The organism is Psychrobacter sp. JCM 18903 (genome assembly GCF_000586475.1).
Classification (GTDB): Bacteria; Pseudomonadota; Gammaproteobacteria; order Pseudomonadales; family Moraxellaceae; genus Psychrobacter.
On the sequence record NZ_BAWJ01000006.1, the window covers coordinates 1 to 19,268 of the forward strand.

At 42.5% G+C, this 19,268-nt stretch carries 12 protein-coding genes and 4 pseudogenes; 10 read left to right on the forward strand and 6 right to left on the reverse strand.

Translation table 11 applies throughout. From position 1 onward, the window contains the following. The first annotated feature begins 481 nt into the window (after positions 1–481). The gene (locus tag TT12_RS05410) at positions 482–1,375 is read left to right on the forward strand and encodes a hypothetical protein (protein WP_045452795.1); all 894 of its coding nucleotides are present in this window, start codon (positions 482–484) and stop codon (positions 1,373–1,375) included. Between the two features lie 118 nt (positions 1,376–1,493). On the opposite strand, the gene TT12_RS05415 is transcribed toward TT12_RS05410, so the two are convergent. The 3 genes from TT12_RS05415 to TT12_RS15325 all read right to left on the reverse strand — a co-directional run bounded on the left by TT12_RS05415 (position 1,494) and on the right by TT12_RS15325 (position 3,684). Then, positions 1,494–2,063, reverse strand: coding sequence for a 4'-phosphopantetheinyl transferase family protein (locus tag TT12_RS05415; protein WP_207804001.1), 570 nt, complete (start codon positions 2,061–2,063; stop codon positions 1,494–1,496). 350 nt (positions 2,064–2,413) lie between these two features. Further along, a complete protein-coding gene (pal, locus tag TT12_RS05420; RefSeq protein ID WP_045452798.1) occupies positions 2,414–2,932 on the reverse strand; it encodes a peptidoglycan-associated lipoprotein Pal in 519 nt (172 codons plus the stop codon). Positions 2,933–3,087: 155 nt separating this feature from the next. Beyond that, positions 3,088–3,684 (reverse strand): DUF6231 family protein, encoded by a 597-nt coding sequence (locus tag TT12_RS15325; protein WP_201605795.1) that lies wholly within the window; start codon positions 3,682–3,684, stop codon positions 3,088–3,090. Between the two features lie 395 nt (positions 3,685–4,079). Here TT12_RS15325 and pepN point away from each other — a divergent pair. After that, positions 4,080–6,679: pseudogene (gene pepN / locus TT12_RS05435) on the forward strand (aminopeptidase N). 159 nt (positions 6,680–6,838) lie between these two features. On the opposite strand, the gene TT12_RS05440 reads toward pepN, so the two are convergent. Further along, a complete protein-coding gene (locus tag TT12_RS05440) occupies positions 6,839–7,921 on the reverse strand; it encodes a 3-deoxy-7-phosphoheptulonate synthase (protein ID WP_045452804.1) in 1,083 nt (360 codons plus the stop codon). A 427-nt stretch (positions 7,922–8,348) separates the two neighbouring features. On the opposite strand from TT12_RS05440, the pseudogene lpxB reads away from it, so the two are divergent. The 3 genes and pseudogenes from lpxB to TT12_RS05455 all read left to right on the forward strand — a co-directional run bounded on the left by lpxB (position 8,349) and on the right by TT12_RS05455 (position 12,362). Continuing rightward, a pseudogene (gene lpxB, locus TT12_RS05445) lies at positions 8,349–9,655 on the forward strand (lipid-A-disaccharide synthase). A 73-nt stretch (positions 9,656–9,728) separates the two neighbouring features. Further along, on the forward strand, positions 9,729–10,583 hold the full coding sequence (gene rnhB, locus TT12_RS05450) for a ribonuclease HII (protein WP_045452807.1): 855 nt from the start codon (positions 9,729–9,731) through the stop codon (positions 10,581–10,583). A 549-nt stretch (positions 10,584–11,132) separates the two neighbouring features. Continuing rightward, positions 11,133–12,362, forward strand: a complete 1,230-nt coding sequence (locus tag TT12_RS05455; protein ID WP_045452809.1) for a CAP domain-containing protein — start codon at positions 11,133–11,135, stop codon at positions 12,360–12,362. Positions 12,363–12,664: 302 nt separating this feature from the next. Here the strand turns inward: TT12_RS05455 and TT12_RS05460 are convergent. Next, a pseudogene (locus TT12_RS05460) lies at positions 12,665–13,328 on the reverse strand (DUF924 family protein). Positions 13,329–13,418: 90 nt separating this feature from the next. Between TT12_RS05460 and nspC the strand changes: the two are divergent. Both nspC and TT12_RS05470 read left to right on the forward strand, forming a co-directional pair. Then, positions 13,419–14,633: a carboxynorspermidine decarboxylase gene (gene nspC / locus TT12_RS05465; RefSeq protein WP_045452812.1), complete on the forward strand. Its 1,215-nt coding sequence runs from the start codon at positions 13,419–13,421 to the stop codon at positions 14,631–14,633. A gap of 284 nt (positions 14,634–14,917) precedes the next feature. After that, on the forward strand, positions 14,918–16,192 hold the full coding sequence (locus tag TT12_RS05470; RefSeq protein ID WP_045452814.1) for a saccharopine dehydrogenase family protein: 1,275 nt from the start codon (positions 14,918–14,920) through the stop codon (positions 16,190–16,192). A 104-nt stretch (positions 16,193–16,296) separates the two neighbouring features. Here the strand turns inward: TT12_RS05470 and htpX are convergent. Continuing rightward, positions 16,297–17,210 (reverse strand): annotated as a pseudogene (gene htpX / locus TT12_RS05475) (protease HtpX). Positions 17,211–17,602: 392 nt separating this feature from the next. Here htpX and TT12_RS05480 point away from each other — a divergent pair. From TT12_RS05480 to TT12_RS05490, 3 genes are all read left to right on the forward strand, one after another. Next, positions 17,603–17,986 (forward strand): methyltransferase family protein, encoded by a 384-nt coding sequence (locus tag TT12_RS05480; RefSeq protein WP_045452817.1) that lies wholly within the window; start codon positions 17,603–17,605, stop codon positions 17,984–17,986. Positions 17,987–18,047: 61 nt separating this feature from the next. Beyond that, on the forward strand, positions 18,048–18,377 hold the full coding sequence (locus TT12_RS05485; RefSeq protein WP_045452820.1) for a DHCW motif cupin fold protein: 330 nt from the start codon (positions 18,048–18,050) through the stop codon (positions 18,375–18,377). Positions 18,378–18,450: 73 nt separating this feature from the next. Next, the gene (locus TT12_RS05490; RefSeq protein WP_045452823.1) at positions 18,451–19,266 is read left to right on the forward strand and encodes a PhzF family phenazine biosynthesis protein; all 816 of its coding nucleotides are present in this window, start codon (positions 18,451–18,453) and stop codon (positions 19,264–19,266) included. Positions 19,267–19,268 lie beyond the last annotated feature (2 nt).

A 19,268-nucleotide genomic window follows, 5' to 3' on the forward strand; every position in this document is an offset into this window, starting at 1 on the left:
ATATGCCAATACTAAATGTATCAATACTAACGTCACACAGTCATACAATATTGAAAACTGATACCAATACTTTTTTCTGAAAAGTTTTCTAAAAGCAATAATTACTACACCATCTCACAAAATACAACAAACTGTAGTAATAAGCTATATAACTGTCATTGAGTTAAATAAAGAGGTAGGTCATTATAATGACATATTTTGTAATATCCTTACATGAAGATTAAGCTAACCAATATTCATGTTTGCGCTGTTGAGTTACTTTAAGAGCATTGTGTAACAGAAAGTCGAAGTTTTGCGGATTGGTGTAGTAATTATTACAATATCTATGCAATCTTTACATAACGGCAAATAAAAAGCGCTCCTAGAGGGGTGACTTTTCCGGCCAAAATTGTTTTAATCTGCTCAACAAAATGATCGATTTAAAAAAAGCTAAATTGTCATTTTTTATGGGCGACTTATTCCACACTTTAGGAGAGTATTTATGAGACTTATTAAATTAACAGCAATTTCTGCTGCCGTTTTAGCATCAACTGCTGCACTAGCTGCTGAACCTGTTATCGTTGTTGATGGTAACGATGCAGTTGTGTATGAAGCTGAGCCTGTTGCTGTTGCATATGAAGCTGAGCCTGTTGCTTATGCATACAATGCTGACGCTGGTATCGTTCGCAATACTACTGGTGCTGTTGTCGGTGGTACTAAGACTTTCTTCCAAACTGCTATCAACCCAGCTTCTGTTAGCGCTGAAGTTGGTACACTAGGTTATGGTGCTAACATCGGTTGGTCACTAAATGAGAAAACTGAATTACAAGCTGGTTGGGCTGGTGGCGATGTTGCTGACCTATTCGGCGGTGACTTTGACGCAAACGACGTAAACTATGACGTTGATTCTGACTTCAGCAACCCGTACCTAGGTGTGCAATTACGTCCTACTGGTAACTGGTTTACAATGGGTGCTGGTATCATTGTACCTGACAACGACATCGACGTAACTGCTAATCCAGATGGCGGCGTATACAAAATTAACGATAGAACGTTTGTTGCTGATGGCGAAAACGGTGTAGGTTCTTTACAAGGTACTATGGAACATCGTAACAAACTAGCACCTTATGGTACTATCGGTTTCCGTCCTAACATCGGTAACAACTGGGGTGTATTCGGCGAAATCGGCGCAGCCTATATGGGTAAAACTAACGCGACTGTAAATGCAGTTGACCCAGAAAGAAATGTGAATATTGATAATGGTGTTACTCCAGGTGGTGTAGATTCAGGCTTAAATGCTGGTCAAGTTGCTAAACTTGCTGAGCGTGAGCTTGAAGATAAAGACTATCTTGAGTGGATGCCAATTGTTAAGCTTGGTGCAACTTACCGTTTCTAATCTAATCACAGTTTAAGTACTGTTATTAGAAGAAGAGCAAGAAAAAACGACCCTAAAAAGGGTCGTTTTTTTGTCTGTGAAAGGGTAGTTGTTAGAATAAATCATATGTACAAATAATCTAGAAAATAACAATGGTTTGTTGCGCTGACAATACCGCGATACGGTAATCGGACTTAATGTCTACTATGACCATTAAAGATGACGGTTCTCTAATGGCATAAACTAAATCAGCAATCAGGTAGGAGTAATCTATTCCTAACCCTTGTGCCAATTTGTATTGATGAATTTTGATAAAACTTTCTTTTATTTGCCATAGTAATTTAGCGATAATCTTACGCTGAAGTGGGGATAATGCTTGTAAAGCAGCCATTTCATGCTCAGAATAAAACCGCTGTGCCACGTGCCATGCTACATGATTGGTTTCAATATCAACACCAATGGGACGGTGACGACTAATGACCACTGTTACTTTACTGTTCAATGATTTATTGATTGTCTGAACAGTATTTTGATTAGTATCATGATTCTTGTTGCCTGTATGACTAAAGCATACGTAATATTTACTGCTGCTAAGCCGGTACGGGAAATTTGACTCATCCAAAGTATCGCGCAACTTTAGCTCATCCAGTAATTGTTGTAGCAATAATCGAACGCCTTTACGTTGTAGGTGACGTTGATGCTGCGCCATTTCACGTGTTGATAAACTTACTGGTGACAGGCAATAATGCCAATTAAGCTCGTAAAGTTTCTGAAAATCTACCTGCGATATATTGTTAGCGGATGACCACAGTAATTCATCCCACAGTCTTTTAAGGTTGAGATGAACGTTCGCTCACTTGTGCAGTGGCGCACCACGTTGCAGGATCGAGCTGGGTATATTGGACATGAGTTAGGTTTAAGATAGAGCTTGGCATCATTGATTGCATCTATTGGATTGGTTCGCTTAGTAACATGCAAAAAGCCCAGCGATATATTATTGCTGGGCTTTCAATTATAAAATATGTTGAGCTTTATCGACTGTGATTGGTTTTACTGGTGTTAGTAAGACAGTTCAGCACGGCGATTTAGTGCATAAGCTTCTTCAGTATTACCAGCTGCAGCAGGGCGCTCTTCACCATAGCTGATGACGCGGATATTGTTTACTGCGACGCCTTGAGTAGCAAGGTAATCACGTGCTGCTGCAGCACGGCGCTCACCTAGTGCCATGTTGTATTCACGGCTACCGCGATCATCAGTATTACCTGCGATAACAACGCTGGCTGCTGGATTTGAGTTGAGCAAGCTGGCATGTTGATTAAGAATACTCGCTGCTTGTGAAGTAATTTCACTGCTATCAAAAGCAAAGTAAACAACTGCCTGTAGGTTTTCTGCGCCCATAATAACCGCGCTTGAGTTATCTACGATGACTGCGCCAGTGTATCCAACTTGACCACCTGGGATACCTAGCGGGGCAACCACGACTTCAGAAGTAGCACGTTTGGTCGCACAACCTGTGGTTAGTGCCACAGCGCTTGATAATACAGCGAGGGCTGCGATCTTAGAAAAACTGGTTGACATAATGAGCTCCTAAAATTTTAATTAATTAAAATTGTTTTTTTGAACTGCTTACGATAAAACTTAGGCAATTGCTATCTATCATATACTAAATGTTACTTTATGTAAGTAGTATTACTGTAAATAATGCTAGAATTTACAGATAGATATGAGATCCACTACCAGCGGTGCTTGCCCCAATTTTCAGGGTTGGCCCAATAATCCGCATTTAACCAATTTGGCAGCTGTTTATAATCATATAAATTGAACTGCCAAAGTCTAGCGGACGCTGATGATTTTACAGATAAAGGCTGCTTTGTTTGGTAAGTAGTATTCATCTCTAAAGATGGCTCATGCAAGATATCAAATGGGGTAAAGCCATAAGCTTTTAGATCTAGGGTGTCATCAAGGGCGATGAGCAGGTGTGCCGCATAAAGATCTCGATAGCGCATGAGCAGCGGAATATACTGCTGCAGCAACTCTGGTGAGAGTGCGGGTAACCAAAAACAGGCGAGCTCATAACGTTCAGGCAATTGTCGTTGATTGAGCTCTAATAATGTCGATATTTGTAGTGAGCGGGTATTTTTTAGCAGTGTCTCTAATGCTAACCGAGCATTTTGGTCTGGGACGACCCACAGCAACTCAGTGTCATTATCAGTAGATTCAGTCGTTGTGGATGCGTTCGCTTGTATGGTTAGTGAGGGCAAAAGAGCCTCAATGTAATCTATCAGTAATGGTAACGTAATGTCTGAGCGACTGGCAGTTTGCTTTATCATATAATAGGCCGTTTATCGAGTGTTGGTCATCAGTGACTCTATTAAATCATTTTAATCGCGATTATCCAATGGGTGATTGATGCTGATTATGCCGCTCTTTTAATGTATCGACTCTCCCAATCTTTTGATATATCGACTCTCTCATTACCATCGCATTTTGATAAGTGTCATGGACGATGAACATAATAAAATTGGGGTATGCTCTTGAAATTTGGCAGTTTAGGTCAATGTAGCAAGATACCATTATCATGTTAATGGTCATAAGATTATGCTAATTGATGACCTGCCTTAACCTAAATTATCCCGCTTTTTACCGTATATATTTTTTGCCACAAATAATAATAGGAATACCCATGTCTATTGCTGAAACTGATGCTCAAATCATTAATCCTGATATGCCAGATGTGCCACCGCATGCACCAAGTAAAATTAATTTAAAAGATTACCAGAAACCTAGCTTTGATGTGGAAACGGTTGATTTAGATATTAAACTGTTCGAAAATCATGCACAGGTAGACAGCACTCTGAAGATGGTACGTCAAACAGCAGGAGATCTCGTATTATTCGGTGAGGAGTTGGAGCTGATCGCCATTACGATGAATGGTAAGCCATTGATGGCTGAGGATTATCAACAACAAGCAGGTACGTTGACTATTAATAATGCACCTGATGAGGTTGTTTTAGAGATTCAAGTACGCATCTGTCCGCAGACGAATACCGCACTTGAAGGGTTCTATATGGCGGGCAGTGGTGATGAGACGATGTTTGTCACTCAGTGTGAGCCCGAAGGCTTTCGTAAAATCACCTTTTATCCAGACCGCCCCGATGTGCTAGCGATATTTACCACGCGTCTTGAGGCGGATAAGCGTTATCCAACACTATTGGCCAATGGTAACTTGGTCGAAGCGGGTGAAGTGGCAGATGCCCCAGACCGTCACTATGCGATATGGCATGATCCAACCAATAAGCCAAGCTATCTATTTGCCTGCGTTGTCGCTGATTTAGACGTATTAACGGATTCTTATACCACCAGCGAAGGTCGTGAGGTGTTGCTGGAAATATACGCAAAGTCCGCTGACATCGATAAATGTGATGTCGGTATGCAAGCGTTGAAAGATTCGATGAAATGGGATGAGGTCAATTATGGTCGCGCCTACGATTTAGATCGCTATATGATTGTTGCCGTGAGTCAATTTAATATGGGCGCAATGGAAAACAAGGGTCTAAATATTTTTAACACCGCTTGTGTGTTATCCAGTCCTGAGACGACAACGGATGCGCGTAGCTTTAGTGTGAAAGCCATCATTGCCCATGAGTATTTTCATAACTGGACAGGCAATCGCATCACTTGCCGTGATTGGTTTCAATTGTGCTTAAAAGAAGGCTTTACTGTTTACCGCGATCAATCATTCTCAGCGGATCAGCAGTCGAGTGCCGTACAGCGTATCGACGATGTGGCGACCTTGCGTGCTCATCAGTTTGCGGAGGATGCAGGACCACTGGCACACCCAGTACGCCCTGAGAGTTTTGTCGAGATTAATAATTTTTATACGACGACTGTTTATGAGAAAGGCGCTGAAATCGTGCGCATGATTGCCAATACGTTAGGAGCCGAGAATTTTCGTAAAGGCACGGATGAGTATTTCCGTCGTTATGATGGGCAAGCAGTCACGGTTGAGGACTTTTTGTCAGCGCTTAGCATCACGGATAGCAAGATTGAAAGCTTTATCGACTGGTATCGTCAGCCGGGCACACCAATGGTGTCTGGTCATCAACATTATGACCATGCAGCGCAGACACTGACGATTACGTTAAGTCAGCAAACCCGTCATATCAGTGGCTTTGCTGCGCCAAAACCTTTGCCTATTCCGGTAGCGACTGCGCTATTTGATAAAGACACTGGTGACATTGTGGCTGAGCGTATGCTGCTACTCGATCAAGCCACGCAAACCTTTACCTTCGAAAATATAACGCGTGAGCCTGTAGTATCCTTGCTACGTGATTTTAGTGCGCCAGTACAGCTCAATTATGATTATCAAGATGCAGATTTGGCATTTTTGCTCAAACATGAAACCAATGGTTTTAACCGCTGGCAAGTGACGCAGATGCTGGTCAATCGTATCTTGTTGCAAGGTCAAGGTGAGAAGAGCAGTCCTGATATCTATCTGCAAGCACTAGCGCAGACATTGCCTGTGCTCGCGGCTGAGGATGCAATGTTGGCTGCCCGCTTGCTTGATATTCCATCTGCGCAAGAGCTGGCGTCTGCTATTCATAAAGATTACGATCCAGCATTGGTGAAAGCGCAGCGCGACGACTTGTATCAGCAGCTTGCAGAGGCGCTAAAAGATCAATGGGCTGAGCTTTATGAGCAGCTACCTATGCAGTCTTATGAAGATAGTGCCGAGGCTCGTGGCATCCGTGCCTTGCGTAATGTGGTGCTCGATATGGCGCTGACCGCAAATGTCGATGGCGCAGATGAATGGGCGCAGCAGCAGTATGATGATGCAAGCTGTATGACGGAGCGTTTCGGTGCGTTGAAAGCGATGGTCAATCATCAACTGCTAAATGCTGATGAGTATTTGGCGGACTTTTATAATCGCTTCCAAAATAATGATTTGGTCATCGATTTATGGTTTAGTGTGCAGGCGTCTGCTGATACTGTGACCGCTGATACTATCCAATCCTTGATCGCTCACGCAGATTTTGATTGGAATACGCCCAATCGTGTACGCTCAGTGGTCAGTGCCTTTACCTCGCAGCCAACGGCTTTATGGACGGCAGAAGGGTTAGAGCTTTATATTGGTGTGATTAAAAAGTTGGATGATGCCAATCCTGTTTTGGCGTCGCGCTTATTGCAAGTGTTAGCGCGTTGGAATACCTTGCTGAGCCACGTCGTCAAATGGCGCATGAGCGGTTGATTGAGTTGCAAAAGCAGGCTTCTTCTAAGCACGTACTTGAAAGTCTAAACAGTGTTTTAGGTGCGACAAATGTATAAAGCGTAATATTTTATCAGTTACGTTTAAAAATTAAACGTGATAAGCTAATAAGTTAGAGCATACAAAAAAGCCCGTTTGACATATCATGTCAGACGGGCTTTTTGCTGAGCAACTTATCAAGATAGAGTGATCTTTATCGTGATGAGGGACTGTCAATATTAACGGTTAGGCAAAATGTCTTTAACCATATCACGTAGATTATACAGGGCGGTGACCGTACTATCCCAATCTAAGCAACCGTCAGTGATAGATTTGCCATATTCGAGCTGACTTAAGTCAGCCGTCAATTTTTGATTGCCTCCCTTTAGGTGGCTCTCAATCATCATACCAATGATAGATTTATTGCCGTTTTGAATTTGTTCCGCAACGTTTTGGATAACCATCGGTTGTAGATATGGATCTTTACCTGAGTTGGCATGGCTTGAGTCAATCATAATCTTGCTATTGGTTTTGCCTTTTGCCAGCTCGTTTTCCACTTGCGCAACTGCAGTCTCGTCATAGTTGGGCTTGCCGTTACCACCGCGAAGTACCACGTGCGCGTAAGGGTTGCCTTTAGATTTGATGATTGAGACTTTGCCATCTGCTGACAAACCCAAGAAGCTATGACCTTCTTTTACGGCTTGCATTGCGTTAACAGCGACTGTCATGCCGCCATCTGTTCCATTCTTGAAGCCTACTGGGCACGATAAGCCTGAACTCATTTCACGATGCGTTTGGCTCTCAGTGGTACGTGCGCCAATCGCTGACCAGCTGATCAAATCCTGCATGTACTGCGGGGTATTCGGGTCTAATGCTTCGGTGGCGCAAGGAAGACCTTTTTCATTCAAATCGAGCAGTAGCTTACGGGCAGTACGCAGACCTTTTTCAATGTCGAAGCTGTCATTCATATCAGGGTCATTAATCATGCCTTTCCAGCCAACGGTTGTGCGCGGCTTTTCAAAATATACGCGCATCACCACAAACACGCTATCTTCGATTTCTTTTGCTAATATGGCCAAACGATCGGCATATTCGTGAGCGGCTTTGATATCATGAATAGAGCAGGGGCCGATGACCACAAAGAGGCGCTTGTCTTTACCGTCCAAGATGTTTTGGATGGTATTACGACCGTTTAATACGGTTTTATAGGCTGCATCTGATAAAGGTAGCTCAGTTTTTAGCTCAGCGGGAGTGATCAAAGGAATGAACTTTTCAATATTCACGTCGTCAATATCTGCATTATGGGTAACTGATGTTGTCATGGTTATATATCGTCTAGCTGATTTATAGGGAGTTTCATTATGCGGACAAAAGTGTTGGTTGACAAGGGCAGTCGCGCAGTTAATTGACTGATAACTGGAATGAGGAAACCAAAACTTAGTTATACTTGTTCAGCGCCAATCGTATATGAGCGCTTCAACAAGCAAGATTGTTACTCCATTTATCTATCCGTATAGAAAAACGAATTAACCCGTTAAGTGGTCATTTCTAGCTTTTATCAGCTAATTTAGCTATTTGTATCATCGTCACGTATGATGACAATATAAAAGGTATGACGATAAAATAGTGAGTATGGCGAATGCTTAGGTATCACAGAGCTTTCGCGCAGATTTTATGCGTCGTATTTTATAATAATCATTCATTTATTTTATATGCATTTATTGTATTTTTTAATATCGAGAGCTTGTCATGACAGATTCTGCTACGCCTGATCAATATCATAACTTTATAGACCAAACAGAGACTGAAATTCGAAGTGCTGAATTACAGACTGTGCCATTGGTCATCGGTATCGTCGCAGGTGAAGTGTCAGGGGATAGCTTGGGCGCAGACTTCATGCAGCAGATGAATAATCTACGTGGTGATATTGTGTGGGTCGGCGTCGGTGGTACAAAAATGCAAGCGCAAGGGCTACACAGCATTTTTCCGTTAGAGCGTTTGGCGGTGATGGGTTTGGTAGAAGTTATGGCGCAATTGCCTGACCTGCTTAAAGCTCGCCGTGAATTACTGAGCGCATTTAAAGCCGCTGATATTGATTGGTTTATTGGCATTGATGCGCCTGATTTTAATCTTAGAGTGGCTAAAAAGTTAAAACCGCAAGGCGTATTCTGCGTGCAGTATGTGAGCCCTTCTATTTGGGCATGGCGTGAGTCACGTATTCATAATATTAAAGAGGCGACCGACCTTGTGTTGTGTTTGTTCCCCTTTGAGCTATCCGTTTATGAGCGTCATAATCATCCAGCAATATGCGTTGGTCATCCGCTGTTGCGTACGATCGATCAAACATTATTAGAGGCACCGATCAATCAGCGCCGTAGTGAGCTGGTTTGGCACAACGATGGCTTGCAGCAGTTTTTTATTGAACGATTTGACGATGTCAGCCAGCTTATTTGTGTAATGCCAGGCTCTCGGCGCGGTGAAATCACGCTATTTTGCCATTGATGCTGGATGGTATTCAAAAGTTGATATTGCTCGACCCCAAGCTGTGCTTTATCATTCCGACCGTCGACCAGAATCACCAATACATCGTCCAAGATGTTATTGATCAGCGCTCAGAGCAACTGCGTGCTGCGATTGTGGTGGTTTATGATGTTAGCCAGCCAGCCTTTAGTCAACAAGCGATGGCAGCCTCAGATATTGTAATGCTAGCATCTGGCACTGCAACGCTAGAGGCGATGCTGTTAGAGCGACCGATGGTGGTGGTTTATCAATTAAATAAGCTCACCTATCAGATTGCCAAACGCTTGGTCAAAGTACCTTATGTAGCGCTGCCTAACATTTTGGCTGATACTGCAATCGTTCCTGAGCTGATTCAAGAGCAGGCGAGTGGCGACAATATCTGTCGTACGGTCATGCGGCTACTGCAACCGCGTGCCTATGCTGAGCAATTAAGAGATCTCGTCGCCACCAAGCACTTATTACAACAGCAGAGTAATCATGATCCTGCTAATAGTGTGATTGAGCAATGGTTTATCCAAGAGAAACATCGGATTTAAGCCATTATTGATTGCGATCATTTCTTCTTCTATTAATCACAATGATACCTAATAACAAAGATACCGCGCCCCTATGAGTAACCAGTACCAAACCGACAAATCTGTCACCCCGATTGAAGTAAGTATTGAGCAAATTGATATCAAAGGTCAATATCTACAGCTGGTTGAGCCTATTCGTTTATCGGGTCAGGTAGATGTTGATGAGCTACTTACTCAGTATCCGATCAAAGTGGAACAAGGCTTACAGCAGTCAACGCTACAAATAGGCGTTGATGAAGCAGGACGTGGGCCGTTGCTCGGTAGCGTCAATGTGGCTGCTGCGATATTGCCTAAAACTTGGTCAGGATTGATTGAGATGCAGCCATTAAAGGACACGCCATTATCTATCTTGACCGACTCCAAGCAGCTGAGTGAAAAGAAGCGTGACCGTCTTTATCCGTTGGTTCAGCAGCATGCTATTGGTTATGTTGTCGCCGAGATCCCAGCAGCGGTCATCGATCAAGTCAATATCTTGCAAGCGACGATGCTCGGTATGCGCTTATGTACCGAAGTGTTGTTAAAAGCCATTGCTCATCATCTTGTCAACTCTATGAGGCAGGTCGAAGTTTTGTTCGATGGTAATCGCTGCCCTGAATTAAATGAGTCAATGCTCGCTGAACTGGGTATAGACAAATCGACTGTCGATTGCCAAGCATGGGTAAAGGGCGATGCGCGTCATACCAGCATTGCTGCCGCCAGTATATTGGCTAAAGTCAGCCGTGACAAAGCCATGTATGCGCTTGATGCTGAGCATCCAGAATACGGTATCGCCAAGCATAAAGGCTATCCAACACGCGCACACATGGAGGCAATCGAAAAATACGGCGTATTATCTGCACATAGACGTAGTTTTGCACCAGTCAGGAAGTCATTAGAGAAAGCCACTTAACAATACACGTTAAGCTAAGCGTGCTTCTTTAAAATAGCCTAAGCAAAAATAGTCATGGCTAAAAATAAGATAGTCCGTAATGAACGTATCAGTCTTCAACAAACACCAAGTAAAAATTTTTGGACTGTATTACAATGCCATTACAAATAAATTCAATACTGTGATGTTAGGGCGTGTTGAACATTCGACTATGGCACTGACAGGGACTATTTTGCAGGCGATTCGACGTTAAAAATAGTAAGTTTAGTCATTCTAAGCGTATATTTTTAACAATGAAGCGGCAAAAAAGAGTTCTGTCCCCTTCTATTAATATTGGGGCTGATACTAAAATTGCCCCCAGCTATTTACAAGCAGGGCATTGCAATTCTAGCTAAGGTATTAACATCATCATCGACTTGCGCCTTGTCTGGAACAATTTTAACCATCAGCAGTGCCTATTTGTGAATGTTCAACACGCCCTAGCAGCTTAAGTCTACTTAGCTTATGTACCCATACTTAACGCTGGCATTTATTGACTTATATACGCGCTACTATTCTATAGGATAAAAAATGACGCTCAGTACACTACCCATCAGTACGCCACAGAAAAATCTTGCTGCAGTGCTTTTTTTGACAGTGTTTCTAACGGCTTGTGGTGGGGGCGGTGGTGGCTCTGATAGCAGCTCTAATACCAATGCGCCAAGTCCGAACCCACCTGCTATCGAGCCAAATGCTCAGCCCAATGATAATACAAGTGACAATTCAAGCGATAATGTTGACGATCAACCTGATAGCACTACTGCTACTAATGAGGTAAAGGCTGCATTAATTGCCAACAATAAGTTCAGTTTGGCGCGTGCTAGCTGTGGTCTGAGCGGCTTATCTGTTGATACCGCGCTTGATGATGTTGCCATTAAACATGCAAATTATATTAAATACGTCTTTGCCAATAGCTCACCGACCGCATTCAGCGCGCATTACGAAAATAAGATTGCAGATATTTCGGGCGTTACCAGTAGCAATAATCCATTTTTTGGTGGGTTAAGTTTTACCGATCGCTTATCAAACGCAAATTATCCAAATGTACGATATGGTGTGACTGAGAATATTGCCCAATCTATCTACTATAGTTCAGCAGGCAATCTTATTCACTCAAATGTTGTGGCAGGCTCGATGGCAAAGTCCTTGTTGGCAGCACCTTACCATTTGCGTTCATTAATGATGCCTAGTGCAAGCGTGACGGGTACTGGCGTGGTTATCTATAAGCCATACAATAAAGAGGCGGCGAATAACCAAGGTTATGTCTTGGTCAACCATGCAGCAGCGACCCAAGCGACTAAAGATAATACGGTTAAAGGCGTATTTACTTATCCATGTGAAGGCGTGACGGATACAGTAACCGCGCTATATAATGAGACGCCAGATCCTGTCAAGCATACAGGGCGTGACTTGCGAGTGGATCCTATCGGGCAACCCATTTATATCAATATGCCATCTGCTCAAACGATTGATATCAGCAATGTGACATTCCATGATATCCAGCGAAATATCGATGTACCGATTGAGCTGATAGACTATCGCCAAGATCCCTATAAAAATACGGCAAATGCACTACCAGCAAACGAAGCTTTTATATTACCAATCACTGATAATTTGAAAAGCTGCCAGATTGCCAGTAAAAAAGGCAAAAACTGTGGTTTACATGGCAACAGTGACTACCGTGTCAGCTTTGATATTTTAGTGGATAATAAAACTATCGAGCGTGAGAGCTTTACCTTTACGACAGGGATAGTGAACTAATAATTAAGTGAACTAAGACGTGTTCTTAATCTGAATAAAAGCACCAATCTGGACGAAAATATCTAAAGAGTAAGTAGAATAAAGCAAGGGCTGAACCAGTTATCTGATTCAGCCCTTGCTTTATTATCATAGTCAATCCATTGCACTATAAAAGAGTTCGGCGTTCCTCTCGCTTGAAATAGTGTATATGCCTATAATTAGCTGCCTTGTACTTCACACTTCTTTTGAGTTGAAGTAACTATACTACAATAAATCATATTGCAATAAACCATATTGCAATCAATCATATAAATATATAAGCGCTAAAACGATGAGTTCGGTTGTTGCAAGAAGGCTTCTTCTTCATCCGTTGACTCACGATCTAAAATGTCATTGCGATGCGGATAGCGACCGAATTGCTCGATGATATTTTTATGACGATTTTCGAAATCCAGCGTATTGTCATCATGTAATTTTTCAAACAATGGTAAGTAGCGCTTATGGATCATCAATGATTCAGAGTGCATAAATGGCATGATGATAAACTTGCGCCATTCAGTCGGTAACGTATCAAAGTGTGGTTGTCCAATAGCCTCTTGTGCCAATGCGATAGCCATACTATCTTGTGCAAAAGCGCCTGCTTGCCCGCGGCACAAATTACGCGAAAACTGATCTAAGACAATAATTTCTGCTAGTCTGCCTGCCAACGCCGTGATGGAGCTATTGCTATCGGTTGGTGCGTTGGCGATACGCCATGTCACGCATTCACCTTGCTTTGCCGCATGCCAGATGTCACCGAATTTATCCTTTATCTGCTTATCAAAAGCATCATTTGCGCAAACCAATATTGCTCATTGTCTTTGTCGAACCAAACTCCAGTACTGTACGCGCATTAGCATCAAGATGTTCTAAATGAATATTTTTTGGGTCGAGCTGCGATGAATAAGCTTGGCTAGTAGCAGTGGAATAATCGGTTGATAGTGACATAAGATATTCTAATTATGATGAATTTAGTCTACTATAGCGCAAATATTTATGTCTGTCATGATGCCAACAGCAGCTATTAGGTAACCTCTTATGAATGCAAAAACTTCGCTAAACACCACACAATCATCTCTACCGCCTACGCCTTATTATTTGCTCGATGAAGCGGCAATCGTTGCCAATATGCAGATTATCTCGCGGCTGTGCGAGCTATCAGGCGCTAAAGCATTATTGGCACTCAAATGCTTTGCCACTTGGGGCGTGTTTGATGTGATGCAGCCTTATTTGCACGGCACAACCTCATCGTCACTCAATGAAGTGCGTTTGGGCTACGAGACTTTTGGTAAAGGTAAAGACAGTGATAATAAAAAAGAAACTCATGCTTACAGCGTCGCCTATAGCGCTGATGAGATCGATGAAGTATTGAGCTATGCTGATAAAATTATCTTTAACTCTATCTCACAGTTAAATGCTTTTAAAGATCAAGCGGCGGCAAAAAATATACCAGTGGGACTGCGCTTAAACCCAAAGACCAGTAATTCATCGTTTATTATCGCTGATCCTGCGCGTCCTTTTAGCCGTTTGGGTGAACATGATAAAAATAAGATTACGGCGGTACTTGCTGGTATTACTGGGGTAATGATTCATAACAACTGTGAAAACGACAGCTTTGAAGCCTTTAGTGCTAGCTTGGCGGATATCGAAGACAGATTTGGTGATGTTTTAGCGCAGCTTGAGTGGGTGAGTTTGGGCGGTGGTATTCACTTTATCGCGCCTGATTATCCACTAGAAAAACTGGCTGATAGATTAAGAGACTTTAGTGAAAAATATGGTGTTCAAGTTTATCTTGAACCGGGTGAGGCAAGTATTCATGGTGCTGGATCACTGGTTACGACCGTCTTAGATACCATGCATAATGAAAAAAACTTAGCTGTCGTCGATGCTTCTATCGAAGCACATATGCTGGATTTGCTAATTTATCGCGAGTCAGCACCCATTGCAGCTATTAACGAAGAATCGATAGATATATTACCTGTCGATATGACTAAAGCAGCTAACATATCAGACAACACCATTATTTATGGCCGTTCTTGCTTGGCAGGCGATATCTTTGGTGAGTATGCTTTACCTAACGATTTACAAATAGGTGATAAGATTGCGTTTGGTAATGCCGCAGGTTATACCATGGTGAAAAAGAACTGGTTCAATGGTGTTAATATGCCAGCAATTGTGATTCGTCGTCTAGATGGCAGTATAGATGTGCAGCGCAAATTTGATTATCAAGACTACAAAGCTAGCTTGTCTTGATTTAATTGTTTCGGTAAATTAATTTAGACTTTAAAAAACAAAGGCTTAAGTCTGTATTAGATGACTTTAACGCGTCCGTTTTTTATGTATTATTTTTCCCGATGACGTCATAAAAATTGTTATAATCGCCACGGGCAAAAGCCAACAATCAAATGGTGCTTTGCCCGACGGGTGCGTGGGTTTTCCTCGGTCTTCCTTTTTAATTCACGCATATCATTCACTCGTTTCTGTTTTGACTCGCCACTATCGATGGTATCGACAGAGACACAAAGGAGGATTGTTCATTGAACACAAACCAACAAGCCAAATCTAGCAAAAAAGACGTACTCATCATCGGAGCCGGCGGTGTCGCTCAAGTGGTCGCGCATAAATGTGCGATGCATAACGATATCCTTGGCGAGATTCATATTGCCTCGCGCACGCAAGATAAATGTGATGCCATCGCCCAAAGCGTGAAAGATAAGAATAGCTTCAAGCAGCCTGCAGTATTGCATACGCACCAAGTGGATGCTATGGATACTCAGGCGCTGATACAGCTGATTCAAGAGTCGGGTATCCAAATCGTCATCAATGTCGGTTCGGCATTTATCAATATGACGGTATTGGAAGCTTGTATCGAGACAGGTGTTGCTTATATCGATACCGCCATTCACGAAGATCCACGCAAGATTTGTGAGACGCCGCCATGGTATGACAACTATGAATGGCAGCGCAAACAGCGCTGTGCGGATAATAATGTCACGGCGATTTTAGGGGCAGGATTTGACCCCGGTATGGTCAACGCCTATGCGCGTCTTGGCTATGACATGATGGATGCAGGTTCGGTGACGGATATCGATATCATTGATATCAATGCTGGCAGCCACGGTAAATACTTCGCTACTAACTTCGATCCTGAGATTAACTTCCGTGAATTTACCGGTACGGTTTACTCTTGGCAGGACAGCAAGTGGCAGTCTAATAAAATGTTCGAAGTGAAGCGTACTGACGATTTACCAGTGGTCGGCGTGCAAAACAGTTATTTAAGTGGTCATGATGAAGTGCATTCGTTATCCGCCAATTTAGACGTACCAAATATCCGTTTTTGGATGGGCTTTGGTGAGCATTATATTAATGTATTCACTGTGTTACAAAGTTTGGGTTTACTCTCTGAGCAGCCGGTGATGACTGCTGAAGGGCAAGAAGTAATTCCGTTAAAAGTAGTGAAAGCGGTTCTACCAGACCCAAGCTCTCTTGCACCGAACTATACGGGCAAGACCTGCATCGGTGACAAAGTTAAAGGCAAAATCAACGGTGTTGATAGCGAGGTATTTATTTACAATATCTCAGATCATAAAGACGCTTATAACGAAGTCGGTAGCCAAGGTATCTCTTATACCGCAGGTGTACCACCCGTTGCTGCGGCGATTCTGGTCGCAACTGGTGAGTGGGATGCTGGCAAGATGGTCAACGTCGAAGAGCTGGATGCCAAGCCATTTATCAATCTGCTGAATAAGATTGGTTTGCCAACGCGTATCAAAGATAGCGAAGGCGATAGATCGCTTGAGTTTGATATTTAAATAATAAGTTTGATTTAGAAAAGCCTATCTTTTATAGATAGGCTTTTTTTATGTCTGGGTTTTTACGTTAAATTTACGAGTAGGTAGGGGAGCTGATCCAGTCATTACCCTTCATTAGGATTGTAATTTCTCAACGCCGCAATACGGTCATCAAGCGTTGGATGTGAGCGGAAAAGGTTTGCGATACTAAAGCCCGTAGATTGTCCTGATGAAATAGCAAATGCTTTCATGCTCTCAGGCATTTGATCTGGACGCTGCTCGGAAGGACGCAAAGCATCAAGCGCACTAATCATTTTTTCGCGGCTGGCAAGCTTTGCCCCCATCTGATCCGCACGGAATTCGCGTAGACGCGAGAACCACATAACGATGGCAGACGCCAAAAATCCAAGCAAAATATCCATCACAATACTCGTGATGAAGTAACCAATACCTGGGCTATCACTGGTGTTTTTAAACACCGTCCGATCGACGAAGCTACCAATGATACGCGCAAAGAACATCACAAAGGCGTTTACCACCCTTGGATGAGCGCCAGCGTGACCATATCACCGTTTGCCACGTGACCAATTTCATGTGCCAATACCGCTTCTACTTCATCGGGTGTCATGCTTTGCAGTAAGCCAGATGAAACAGCGACTAACGCTTTGTTTTTATTCCAGCCTGTGGCAAACGCGTTTGGCTGAGAATTATTAAAAATTCCTACTTCTGGCATGCCAATATTTACCGCTCGCGCTTGTCTAGCCACCGTATCTACCAGCCATTTTTCAGTGGCATTGCTTGGCGTTTCAATAACCACCGTTCCCGTTGATCTTTTGGCCATCCACTTCGAGATAAATAGTGATACCATCGAACCAACCATGCCGTATACGCCGCACATAATGGCAAGACTGGTGTAATTTAACCCGCCCGCACCATGTGCGCCACCAATTCCAAAAAATCTGGATAAAATACCAAACACGATGCTAAATACCACAATCACCGCTAAGTTGGTTAATAAGAACAATCCGATACGCATCATGATGCCAGTTTCCTCATTTAAATTTAAATACAACTTTAAGACATAATACTCTATGAGGTATTATATTTTTATATATGTTTTTACTTTACATAAATGGCGTTATTTTGATAAATAACAATCCCAGTTAACCGTATAAATACAGTGATATGGTTAGCGAGCAAAGAATAAAAATAAAGGATAGCGACATCTAAAAGGTGAAAATAATTGTTTTTTTACGGTTTAAATAGTCAAGGGCTAAAAGTAAAAATTAAAACGAAAATAGTGAGCAGGTATCATGAGCACTCACTGTTGAGGTTTTTCATTTAACGCTCTATGAGGTCTAATCATGAACGCTCTAGCACTTAAAGTCCCTCCAGTCGCCCAAGTGATTATTACCGCCGCTGGTCACTAAAATGGTTCCTGCTTTGACGTTCTCACTCAACGGCTCAACTGCACTGGCAGTGGCTTTGGGTGTGATCGGAATGAGCTTAGGTATCATGGGTGTGACTCAATTTAGAATAGCTCAGACCACGCCCAATCCGCAAGCGTTAGAGCAGGTCTCTAGTTTAGTGACCAGCGGCGTATATCAGTATAGCCGCAATCCGATGTATGTGGGTTTGGTGCTTATATTATTAGGCTGGGCGTTCTATCTTTCTCACTTTCTGGCGTTTGTACTATTGCCCATTTTTATACTTTATATAACGCGCTTTCAAATCCAGCCAGAAGAGCGGATGATGGCACAGAAATTTGGCAAAACTTATCAGGATTATCTAAATAAAGTGCGGCGCTGGATTTGAGGTATAGTAAGTAAAGATTTTATGATAAATGAATGAATAATAAAATCAGGGAGATGACGTTATGGAAATAAAAAATATACCTTTTGCTATTACCGATTGGACGACAGTAGAAGCGGTAGAAAACAGAGGTGAAACGGGCACGGGGTATTGGAAGACTTGCGAATTTAACAATATCAATGTGCATATGGTTGAGTACTCCGCAGGCTACCTTGCCGATCACTGGTGCGATAAAGGACATATTTTATTCTGTGTTGAGGGCGAGCTGAACACTGAGTTAAAAGATGGTCGTACTTTCACCTTAACAGCGGGCATGACTTATCAAGTGGCGGACAATACGATTGCCCATCGTTCGTCAACGAAGATAGGCGCTAAGCTATTTATTGTTGATTGATATTGCCAGTAACACCATAAAATTCATAAAGCTATAAAACCATAGATCTATAAAAATAAAGCGAGAACATAAAATGCAACTAGAAATAAATGTCGTTGATGCTTTTACGGATACCGTCTTTAAAGGCAATTCAGCGGCAGTCGTTATTACAGATAATTGGTTAAGTGATGATTTGATGCAGTCTATCGCTTTTGAAAACAACTTATCCGAGACAGCTTTTATGGTTCTTGACGATGACGGTATTTATCATATCCGGTGGTTTTCGCCCTTCACTGAGATTGCATTTTGTGGACATGCAACGCTAGCGTCAGCCTTTGTGTTATTTAACAAAAACCCTCATTTAAACTGTATCAAATTTTCAGCCAAAGCGGTTGGTATATTGACCATTGTGCAAACAGACGATGGTAAGATACAAATGGACCTTCCTAATACTAAGCCTGAGAAAGTTGACAATATCCCTGATAGCTTGCTTGCAGGACTATCTATTGCACCCGTTGAAGTCTATAAAAATGCTCAAGCCTATTTTGTGATTTATAATGCAGAGTCCGACGTATTAACAGTAGCGCGCGATAACGAGCAGCTAAAACAACTTGCGCCTTTAGATGTAGTGGTGACTTGTCAGGCTATGTCTGCTGACTACAAAAATTATGATTTTATTTCACGTTATTTTTGGCCAGCCAATGGTGGCGATGAAGACCCAGTGACGGGTTCAGCTCATACAGGGCTTGCACCATTATGGGCTGAGCGTTTGGGTAAAAATCACTTGGTCGCTTATCAAGCATCAAAACGAGGCGGTATTTTAGACTGTGTGGTCGCAGGTGACAGAGTAATGATTTCTGGTAATGCCGTTCAGTATATGACAGGTTTTATCACGATCGAGGAGTCATAGGG